9 protein-coding genes are annotated in these 9,437 nt (G+C 75.8%); 1 reads left to right on the top strand and 8 read right to left on the bottom strand.

Features of this window, described 5'->3' with window-relative positions; all coding sequences use genetic code 11:
* The coding region (locus ACWEVO_RS20160) for an NAD(P)-dependent oxidoreductase (RefSeq protein ID WP_452309060.1) at window positions 1–419 on the top strand (419 nt) is incomplete at its 5' end.
* A gap of 245 nt (window positions 420–664) precedes the next feature.
* Here the strand turns inward: ACWEVO_RS20160 and ACWEVO_RS20155 are convergent.
* From ACWEVO_RS20155 to ACWEVO_RS20120, 8 genes are all read right to left on the bottom strand, one after another.
* A complete protein-coding gene (locus ACWEVO_RS20155; RefSeq protein WP_452309059.1) occupies window positions 665–1,135 on the bottom strand; it encodes a DIP1984 family protein in 471 nt (156 codons plus the stop codon).
* Between the two features lie 200 nt (window positions 1,136–1,335).
* The gene (locus ACWEVO_RS20150; RefSeq protein WP_452309058.1) at window positions 1,336–2,517 is read right to left on the bottom strand and encodes a hypothetical protein; all 1,182 of its coding nucleotides are present in this window, start codon (window positions 2,515–2,517) and stop codon (window positions 1,336–1,338) included.
* Between the two features lie 155 nt (window positions 2,518–2,672).
* Window positions 2,673–3,494: an HpcH/HpaI aldolase/citrate lyase family protein gene (locus tag ACWEVO_RS20145; protein WP_452309057.1), complete on the bottom strand. Its 822-nt coding sequence runs from the start codon at window positions 3,492–3,494 to the stop codon at window positions 2,673–2,675.
* Entirely contained in the window at window positions 3,494–4,681 is a 1,188-nt protein-coding gene (locus tag ACWEVO_RS20140; RefSeq protein WP_452309056.1) for a CaiB/BaiF CoA transferase family protein, read from the bottom strand. Before ACWEVO_RS20140 ends, ACWEVO_RS20145 begins: the two co-directional genes overlap by 1 nt.
* Window positions 4,678–6,624 (bottom strand): SUMF1/EgtB/PvdO family nonheme iron enzyme, encoded by a 1,947-nt coding sequence (locus ACWEVO_RS20135; protein WP_452309055.1) that lies wholly within the window; start codon window positions 6,622–6,624, stop codon window positions 4,678–4,680. Before ACWEVO_RS20135 ends, ACWEVO_RS20140 begins: the two co-directional genes overlap by 4 nt.
* On the bottom strand, window positions 6,621–7,556 hold the full coding sequence (locus tag ACWEVO_RS20130) for a ribokinase (RefSeq protein WP_452309054.1): 936 nt from the start codon (window positions 7,554–7,556) through the stop codon (window positions 6,621–6,623). The genes ACWEVO_RS20135 and ACWEVO_RS20130 overlap by 4 nt, the downstream gene beginning before the upstream one ends.
* A complete protein-coding gene (locus ACWEVO_RS20125) occupies window positions 7,553–8,950 on the bottom strand; it encodes an ADP-ribosylglycohydrolase family protein (RefSeq protein WP_452309053.1) in 1,398 nt (465 codons plus the stop codon). Before ACWEVO_RS20125 ends, ACWEVO_RS20130 begins: the two co-directional genes overlap by 4 nt.
* The coding region (locus ACWEVO_RS20120; protein WP_452309052.1) for an ADP-ribosylglycohydrolase family protein at window positions 8,947–9,437 on the bottom strand (491 nt) is incomplete at its 5' end. The genes ACWEVO_RS20125 and ACWEVO_RS20120, both read right to left, overlap by 4 nt.

Below are 9,437 nucleotides of genomic sequence, written 5' to 3'. Positions count from 1 at the left end.
CGCTGATCGGCCCCGGCGCGGTCCGTGGCCCGACCACTGTCCGCAGCGACGCCACCGCCGGCATCGTGGCGGCGATGCGGGCGACCGGGGTACGCCGCCTGGTCGTGGTCACCGCCGCCGGGCACACCACCGAGGGCGACGGGCCGCTGGTCCGGTTCCTGCTCAAGCCGCTGCTGTCCACCCTGCTGCGCCACTCGTTCGCCGACATGCGCCGGACCGAGGAGCTCGTCCGAGGCAGCGGGCTCGACTGGACGCTGGTGCGCCCGCCCCGGCTCACCGACGGGCCGCACACCGGCACGTACCGCACCGCGGTCGACCGCAATGTACGCGGTGGGCTGCGGCTGTCCCGCGCCGACCTGGCCGACTTCCTGCTGGGTTGTGTGGACTCGGCGCCGGGACGGGTGGTCGCGGTGGCGTAATGAGCCGCGCGGGCCCGCCTGCCGATCGAAGATGTGAAGTGCCCCGAGCCCACCCTCGCCGTCGTGGATCTGCACGTGGTGATCTTCGGTGCGTCGTGCGCCGTTACCTGTGCCCGGGTGCGGGGCTGCCTAATGCTGTCGGGGAGTCGAACCCCCGCGCTGCCCATCGCGCGCCAGGAAGGTTGGCCGGGTTACAGCCGGCCGTGGTGTGCACGCCTCCGCGACGGCTACCTGCTCCACATCGCTCAGTCCAGCAGGTCGGCCTCCCAGTTCGTCCGCTGTATCAGCACGTCCAGTTCCCGCAGCTCCCGCGCGAGCCCGTCGGCGCAGGCCCGCAGGTCCGCCACCGGCAGGGCGGCGAGCATCCGCAGCTCCGACCGGAGCTGGCGCAGTGCCGGGCCGCGACCACCGCCGGCAGCCGCGTCGGCGGCGGCGCTGATCGCCGCGTGCCGCATCCGGAGTACGTCCCGCCGAGCGAGCGCGTCGGTGAGGGTACCGATCGTCTCCACCCGCACGGCGGCGTTCGTGCGGTTGATCCTGCAGATCAGCGTTTCGAGCCTGTCCAGCACGTCGTCGAGTTCGGTGAGCAACTGCTGGGCGTCCTCGGCCGGGGCCTCGCCTTCCTGGTAGCGGGCACTGGCCACGATCCGCGTCCGCAACTGCTCGATCCGTCGCACCGCGTCGGCGCGATCCGCCAACGCCTCCCCCAGCTTCATGTCCGGTCCTCCCCCGTGGTCGAGCCGCGCCGAGGATAAGGCGGTGGTCGTCGGGATGTCACCCGGATTGTCCGGCGGCCAGGCGCGTAGCGGGCGCCGAGGTCGACCGCAGCGGCCCGCGCCTCGTAGGGCCGGCTCACGGAGGTCCCTTCCGTCACCGCATCGGTGGCCGCCAGCACATCGGACCCGCCCGACCGGCGTCAGCCGACGCTCAGCTCGGTCCAGGTGTCGCCGTCGTCGTCGCTGCGGAACAGCCGCCCGCTCGGTACACCGCCCAGGCCCGCGCCCTGCGTACTGGTCAACCAGAGCACCCCGGCGCCGACCGGGGCGAGGTCGGCGACGACCTCGGTGGTGGGCACGGGGGCCAGGGTCGGGTCCCAGGGCTCGGCCCGCAGGTGCTCGGCGCGCAGCGGCACGGTGCGGTGCCGCCACGGTCCGGCCAGGTCGTCGGCGTCCCAGAGCTCGTGCCCGGCGGCCGCCCAGAACCGCCCGTCCGGGCCGGCCACGCCGATGTCCAGCCCGCTGGGAGTCATCGGCAGCCGGTACGGCCCGGCCCAGGATCCGCCGACGTCGAGGTAGGCGTAGGTGCCGGCCCAGGGTGCGGGGGCCTGGTTGTGCCGTTCGGCGCGCAGGAGCAGCAGGGCCGGGCAGCCCGGCTGGACCACGGGAATCAGCCAGGTCGTGGCGTGGGCGGGCACCGCGGGTGGCGCGGGTAGCGGGGTACGGGTCCAGGTCTCGCCGCCGTCGCGGGTGGTCCACAGGATGTCGGCGCGCCGGCGGTCGATGGTGACGAGCAGGCCGTCGAGGTCCGTGGTGAAGGCCGCCTGGAGGATGGGAAGCCCGTCGGGGCCCGCGGTCGGCGTCCAGGTCGCGCCGCTGTCATCGGTGCCGGCCAGCCGCCAGGGTTCGTCGTAGCGCGGCGGTCGGGACGGCAGCCGAAGCCGGTGCGGGGCGAGGAAGTGGCACGTCCCCGTGAATCCGTGCGGATTCAGCGGCGGGCTCAGCGTCCAGGTGACGCCGCCGTCGTCCGTACCGGCGGCCAGCGCGACCGGGCCGTCCGCGTCGACGGGGCGGCCGTTGACCTCGGTGTGCGGTGGCCACAGCCCGAGGATCACGGCCGCCCGATCGGCGTCGAAGGCGGTGAGGGGGCCGGGCTGCTGTCCGCGCCAGGACAGGCGCGGATGCCACGTCGTGCCGCCGTCATCGGTGTGCATCAGCACGTGGTCGATCGGTCCACCGAGACACGCCCAGCCGGCGGTGGGCGAGGCGAACGCGGTGCGCCCCACCTCCAGCCGTGACCTCGTGGGCGCGGCCGCCGGCGCGGTCAGCCGCACCGGGCGGCCGGTCGTCGGCTCCGGCCGCCACCGGCCTGGTACCTCCACCGCTGCACCTTCCGCCGGTCGTCGAGAGCCCCGGGCGGCCCGTGGACCGACCGGGAACCTTCGCAGGGTAAGCCACACCTGCGACTGTCGGCCGCGTCGGCTGGCGGTACGGCTGGTCTTCCCGGCCGCCAGGTAGGGATCGGCGCGAGCCGGGGTCAGGCGGCGTAGCGGGCCGCGACGTCCACCACCCGGCGCGCCGCCGCGACCATGGCCCGGTCCGCGAAGCGGCCGTCCGGCAGCACCACCGTGCCGGAGTCTCGCGTCTGCGCCTCGCTGACCGCGGCGAGCAGCTCCCGGGCCGCCGCCACCTCCCGGTCGGCCGGGCGGAACGCCTCGACGATCACCGGGAGCTGGCGCGGGTGGATGGCCGTCCGGCCGAGGAAGCCGAGCCGCCGCCCGGCCGCGCAGGAGGCGGCCAGCCCGTCCAGGTCGGCGACGTTCGCGTACACCGACATGGCCGGCGGGGGCAGGCCGGCCGCGCGGGCCGCCACCACGATGCGGCCGCGGGCCCAGAGCAGGCCCTCGTCGGCAGCGACCCCCAGGTCGGAGCGGAGGTCCGCCTCGCCGAGCCCCAGCGACGCGACCGCCGGGTGCGCGCCGGCGATCGGGTACGCGGACTCCAGCCCCACCGCCGACTCGATCAGCGGGTGCAGCGGGGTGTCCACCCGGGCGGCGACCGCGGCGACGTCGGCGGCGGACTCCACCTTGGGCAGTCGCAGCCCGGCGAGGCCGGGTGTCCCGGCGACGGCGGTCAGGTCGGCGTCGACGTCCGGGCCGGTCAGCTCGTTCACCCGGACCTGCACCGGCACCGGTTGCGGGTCGGCGAGGAACTCGGCGACGGCGTCCCGGGCGTACGCCTTGCGCCCGGCGACCACGGCGTCCTCCAGGTCGAGGATCACCGAGTCGGCGCCCGAGGCGATCGCCTTGGCGAACCGGTCGGGCCGGTCGCCGGGCACGTAGAGCCAGGTCAGCAGCATCAGATCGCGCCCCGCTCGCGCAGCGCGGCCAACTCCTCGTCGGTCAGCCCCAGCGCCCGGTAGACCGCGTCGGTGTCCTGGCCGTGCCGGCGGCCGGCGTGCCGGATCTCTCCCGGGCTGGCGGACATCCGGAACGGGACGTTCTGCATCCGGACCTCGCCCAGCTCCTCGTCGGGCACGGTGACCACGGTGCCGAGCGCGGCGTACTGCGGATCGGCGAGGATGTCGCGCACGTCGTAGACCGGGGCGACGGCGGCCTGGGCCGCCTCGAACGCGGCGACCACCTCGTCCCGGCCGCGCTGGGCCACCCAGGCGCCGACCGCCTTGTCGAGTTCGTCGGCGTGCGCGGCCCGCCCGCTGCCGGTGGCGAACCACGGCTCGTCGACCAGTTCGGGACGGCCGACCAGGCGCATCACCCGCTCGGCGATGCTCTGCGCGCTGGTCGACACCGCGACCCACCGCCCGTCCGCACAACGGTAGGTGTTGCGGGGGGCGTTGTTGTTGGACCGGTTGCCCAGCCGGGGCTGCACGTAGCCGAGCTGGTCGTACCAGGTGATCTGCGGGCCGAGCATCGCCATGATGGGTTCGATGATGGCCAGGTCGACCACCTGGCCACGGCCGGTCAGGTCCCGGCCGCGCAGGGCCAGCATGACCGCGTACGCGGCGGCCAGCGCGGTCACCGAGTCGGCCAGGCCGAACGGGGGCAGGGTCGGCGGCCCGTCGGGTTCCCCGGTGGCGGCGGCGAAGCCGCTCATCGCCTCGGCGAGGGTGCCGAACCCGGGCCGGGGCGCGTACGGGCCGACCTGGCCGAAGCCGCTGATCCGGGCGATGACCAGCCGCGGGTTGACCTCGTGCAGCTCGTCCGGGCCCAGGCCCCAGCGTTCCAGCGTGCCGGGGCGGAAGTTCTCCACCAGCACGTCGGCGTCGGCGAGCAGCCGGCGCAGCAGCGCCGCGCCCTCCGGGTCGGAGAGGTTGCAGGTGACCGTCCGCTTGTTGCGGCCGAGCACCTTCCACCACAGGCCGACGCCCTCCTTGGCCGGGCCGTGGCCGCGGGACGGGTCGGGCTTGGCCGGGTGCTCCACCTTGATCACGTCGGCGCCGAAGTCACCGAGGAACGCGGCGGCGAGCGGGCCGGCGAAGAGGGTCGCCAGGTCGATGACCTTGATCCCGTGCAGTGGTGCGCTCATCGCGTCTCCCCCGGCAGGTCGGCGGCGCAGCGGAAGCCGATGGAGGTGGAGCGGGTGAGGCCGGCGCCGGTGAGCAGCAGCTTCACCGATACGTCGGCGGGTTGCGGGCCGCCGTCGAGGTACCAGTCGGAGCCCTCCGCCCGGTACGCGCAGCCGCCCTTGAGGATGACGAACCGGGTCCGCCCGTCGGTGTGTTCACTTTCGGTCAGGTTCCACACCAGGGGTTCCCGCCGGACGAGCAGCCCCGCCTCGGCGGCCACCTGCCACTCGTCCTCCGTCGGCAGCCGCATTCCCGCCCAGTCCGCGTACGCGCGGGCGTCGGCGAGGTCCACCCCGGTGACCGGGGCGTCCGCGGGGCCCTGGCCGGCGGTGAACCGTTCCGGTCGCACCGGCCGGTAGCCGGTGGCGGCGAGGAAGCGGGCGTACTGGCCGTGGGTGACCTCGTGGGTGGCGATGGCGAAGCGGCCGAGCGGGACGGTGCGGTGCAGGGCGCCGGTGTGGTGCAGCCGGGGCGGCAGCGGCTTCCACTCGTCCACGTAGGGCGCCTCGCCGTACAGGCCGGTCTCCCGGACCCGGTGGTGGACGGTCAGCTCGTACCGGCCGGCCTCGACCGTCGCCATGCCCTCGGGCAGGGCGGCCAGCCGCGCCCACGGGGTGCGGGCCCGGACGGCGGCGCGGGCCGGGAAGGAGGGGTCGCCGGTCGGGGCGGGGTGCCGGGCCACCGGGACGTCGGTGGCGACCACGGCGGCGATCGCCCCGGCGGGCAGCGGTCCGCCCACCGCGACCCGGCCGTCCTCGAGTTCGGTGACGGTCAGCTCGGCGCCGGTGACCAGGTCGACGAAGCGCTCCGGGCGGGGGTCGGTGACCAGCCAGGGCCCGTCGTGGTCGGCGCCGCGGTTGACCACCGTCCAGAGCGGCCGGTCCTCGTGCGTCCAGCGGGACGCGTACACCTCGCCGGTGCCGGGGTGGTCGGCGAGCGGGACCCAGTCCTCCGACCGCAGCCACGCGGCGTGGCTGCCCTGCACCCGGCGCATGGCGCGCAGCACGGCCCGGTCCCGCTCGCTCCAGCCAACCCAGACGCCGAAGACGCTCTCCCAGACCAGCACCCCGCAGCCGTTGAGCCAGGCCGAGTGCAGCTCGTCCAGGTGGCTGCGGTGCCAGCGGCGGGTGTGGTGCAGGATGTGCCGGCGTTCGAACCACTTGGCCCGCAGCACGCCGGGGGTGTCCGAGTCGGCGAACCACTGCGCCCAGGACATGGCGTGGTCGGCGATCCGGGCCAGCGGCACCCGGCTCTCTCCCTCCAGGACCAGGCCGGGGCGTACGGCGTCGAGGCCCTTGCGCAGCTCACCGGCGCCCTCCTTGAGGGTGTCCAGGAATACCCCGTCCACGCCCAGGGTGGCTGCCAGCGCGGCGACCTCCTCGGCGTCGGCGCCGGCCTCCCGCCGGGTGCCGGTGTCCCACGGGTTGTAGTCGACGAACACCCGCACCCCGTGGGCCTGGAACGTGCGCACCACCTCGGGCAGCTCGGGCACGTCGCGGTACCAGTCGAACTGGTTGCGCTCGTCCAGCCCGATCACCGGGTAGGCGTGCCACAGCACGATGCCGTCGAAGCCGCCGAAGTCGCGCCGCGCCGCCTCGAGGAACGCCTCGACGGTGAACGCGCCCCGGTCGTGGTCGTAGAGGGTCTCGTCCCAGAGCCAGGCGAGGCAGACGGTGAAGCAGTCCCCGGCGATCTCGTCGTAGTGCGCGCCGGTGTAGCCGAGCCGGGTCCGGGCATCCGCCCGCCACCGGGTCAGCTGCTCCCGCCAGGCGGGCCAGTCCGCCGGATCGTCCGGGGCGGCGAAGATCTTCGCCTCGTCCAGGGTGGTCAGGTCGGCGTGCGCGCCGAGCGGCACGTCGGTCGGCCGGTCGATGGGCCGGGGCACGTACGGGTTGAAGCTCACTCATCCCCTCCGTAGGTGGCGACGGCGAGCGCCTCGACGGCGGCCCGCTCGGGCAGGGCGGTGGAGGCGCCGGGTCGCTGGGCGCAGGCCGCGCCGGCGGCGCACGCCCAGCGCAGCACGGCGGTGGCGGTGGCGGCGCTGAGGCCGCCGCGTTCGGCCAGAGCGACCGCGAGGGCGCCGGTGAACGCGTCGCCGGCGGCGGTGGTGTCCACGGCCTCGATCCTCGGCGCCGGCACCTCGATCCGGGTGCCGTCCCGGTCGGCGTACGCGGCGCCCCGCGCACCGAGGGTGAGCACCACCCGGGGCACCATGGTGACCAGCGTGTCCAGCAGCGCGGTGGGGTCGTCGGTGAACACCCCGGCGACGACGGCGGCCTCGTGCTCGTTGACCACCAGCACGTCGACCAGGTCGAGCAGCTCGGTCGGCAGGGGCCGGGCCGGGGCGGCGTTGAGCACCACCGCCGTGCCGCCGTCCCGGGCGGCCGCGGCAGCCTCGGCGACCGCGGCCAGCGGCACCTCCAGTTGCAGCAGCAGCACGTCGGCGGCGGCGATCGCGGTCCGGTCGGCGTCGTCGAGGCCGGTCAGGGTGGCGTTGGCGCCGGGCGCGACCACGATGCAGTTCTCCGCGGCGTGGTCGACGGCGATCAGCGCGACGCCGGAGGGCCCGTCGACGCTGCGCAGGCCACGCACGTCGATGCCGGCGGCGACCAGGTTGTCGCGCAGTTGGGTGCCGAACTCGTCGGCGCCGACCGCGCCGACGAAGTCGCAGTCCGCGCCGGCCCGGGCGGCGGCGACCGCTTGGTTGGCGCCCTTGCCGCCGGGCACGGTGCGGAAGTCGTCGCCGAGCACCGTCTCGCCCGGCTTGGGCAGCTGCGGTGCGGTGACGACCAGGTCCAGGTTGGCGCTGCCGACCACGACGATGCGGGCGCTCATCGCGCTTCACCGGCGTGGGCCAGGGCGAGGGTACGGTCCGCCAGCTCGTCGAAGCCGATGCCGTCGAAGCCGGCGATGCTGCTGGCCAGGCGGTTGCGCAGCGGGGCGACCCAGCGGCCGGGCAGGCCGTTCGCGCCGGTGAGCGCGCCGGTGACCGCGCCGACCGTGGCGCCGTTGGAGTCGGTGTCCCAGCCGCCGCTCACCACGGCGCAGATGGACCGGTCGAAGTCGCCCCGCCCGTACGCCAGGGCCGCCGCGACCAGGGCGGCGTTGTTGCGCACGTGCACCCAGTGCAGGTGCCCGTGCCGGGCGTAGAGGGTGTCCACGATGCTCTCCCAGTCGTCGCTGCCGGCGCCGAGGGCGCGGGCCTGCCGGATCGCGGCGGTGAACCGGCTGCCCGGGGGCAGCACCGACTCGCCCGCGTCGAGCACCTCGTCGACGTTGCCGGCGACGGGCGCCGCGGCGGCGAGGGCGGCCACCCAGATCGCCCCGTACGCCCCGGCCCGGACGTGGCTGACCGCGGCGTCGCGCCAGGCGGCCTCGGCGGCCCGGTCGGGGCGGCCGGGGTTGGTCCAGCCGTACACGTCGGTGCGGATCTGCGCGCCGATCCACTCCCGGAACGGGTTGTGCCGGTGGGCGGTGTCCGGCGGGGTGAGGCCGAGCAGCAGATTGCGGTAGGCGACCCGCTCGGCGGTGAAGACCCGTCCGGCGGGCAGCCAGTCCAGCCAGGCCTGGGCGACGTCGGCGCTGGTGAAGTCGCGGCCGTGGGTCTCCAGGATGCGCAGGGCCAGCAGCGCGAAGTTGAGGTCGTCGTCCTCGGGCATGCCGGCGATGTTCTCGGCCAGGCTGGTCGGGGCGCTGCGCCGGTTCCACGGCCAGCGGGCGGCCACCTCGGCCGGCAGCCCCTGCGCGGTGAACCAGTCGCGCAGCGGCCACCGGCCGGTGGCGGTGAGGATCTCCCGGATCCCGGGACGGGGGATCTTCTCCACCGGCTTGCCCAGCAGGCAGCCGGCGGCCCGGCCGAGCCAGGCGCCGTGCAGCCGGTCCCGCTCGACGGCGGTGGGCAGCTGCCACGCGTCCGGCCAGCTCTTCCGGACGGCCGCCAGGTCGCCCGGCTCGGACTCGCGGTCGGGTACCGGCAGGGCGTCGGCGGCGTCGAGCAGCTCCACGGCGAGGGCCCGCAGCCGCGGGGCGGCCGGCACCGCCGACGCCCCGCTGACCGGGGCGGTGACGTCGCCACCGGCCGCCGTCCACCGGGCGGCGAGGTCGGTGACGTCCCGGCCCTCGTCGGTGCTGGCGGCCAGCTCGTGCGGCAGCAGGTCCTCCGGCTGCACCCAGGTCAGCCGCAGCCCTCGCGCCGGGGCGCCGGCCGGCGGCAGGGTCGAACCGGTCATGTCAGGCCGCCGAAGCGTTCGGCGCGGCGGGCGAAGCGCTCCCGGTCGCGTCGGAAGACCTCGGTGGCCACCTCGGCGAGCACCCGGGCCGGTGCGATCAGGTCGGTGCGGGACGCCGCGGCGACGGTGTCCGACCACTCGGCGGGCACGGCCGCAGCCCCGCCGAGCGCACCGGCGATCGCGCCGGCCATGGTGGCGGTGGAGTCGGCGTCCCGGCCGTAGTTGACCGAGCCGAGGACCGCGGCGCGGTACTCGCCACCGGCCACCACCAGCATGCCCAGCGCCACCGGCAGTTCCTCGATGGCGTGCAGCCGGCTCGGGCGGCGGGCGCCGAGCCCGGGGCTGCGGTACTCCTCCCCCACCGTGTCGTAGGGGGCGACGGCGGCGCGCAGCGCCGGGATGGCAGCCTTCCAGTCGTCGTACCCGCGGGCCTCCTTGACCACCGCGTCGATGGCGGCGCGGGTGCCGTCGCGGGCCAGGTCGAGCG

The sequence above is a fragment of the Micromonospora sp. NPDC003776 genome (assembly GCF_053605645.1).
This window is presented reverse-complemented; position numbering and strand designations above follow the sequence as displayed.

Coding starts and splice junctions, on each gene's coding strand:
- ACWEVO_RS20155 (WP_452309059.1), bottom strand. CDS start 1,135: ATGAAGCTGGGGGAGGCGTTGGCGGATCGCGCCGACGCGGTGCGACGG.
- ACWEVO_RS20145 (WP_452309057.1), bottom strand. CDS start 3,494: ATGCTGCTGACCTGGCTCTACGTGCCCGGCGACCGGCCCGACCGGTTC.
- ACWEVO_RS20140 (WP_452309056.1), bottom strand. CDS start 4,681: ATGAGCGCACCACTGCACGGGATCAAGGTCATCGACCTGGCGACCCTC.
- ACWEVO_RS20130 (WP_452309054.1), bottom strand. CDS start 7,556: ATGAGCGCCCGCATCGTCGTGGTCGGCAGCGCCAACCTGGACCTGGTC.
- ACWEVO_RS20125 (WP_452309053.1), bottom strand. CDS start 8,950: ATGACCGGTTCGACCCTGCCGCCGGCCGGCGCCCCGGCGCGAGGGCTG.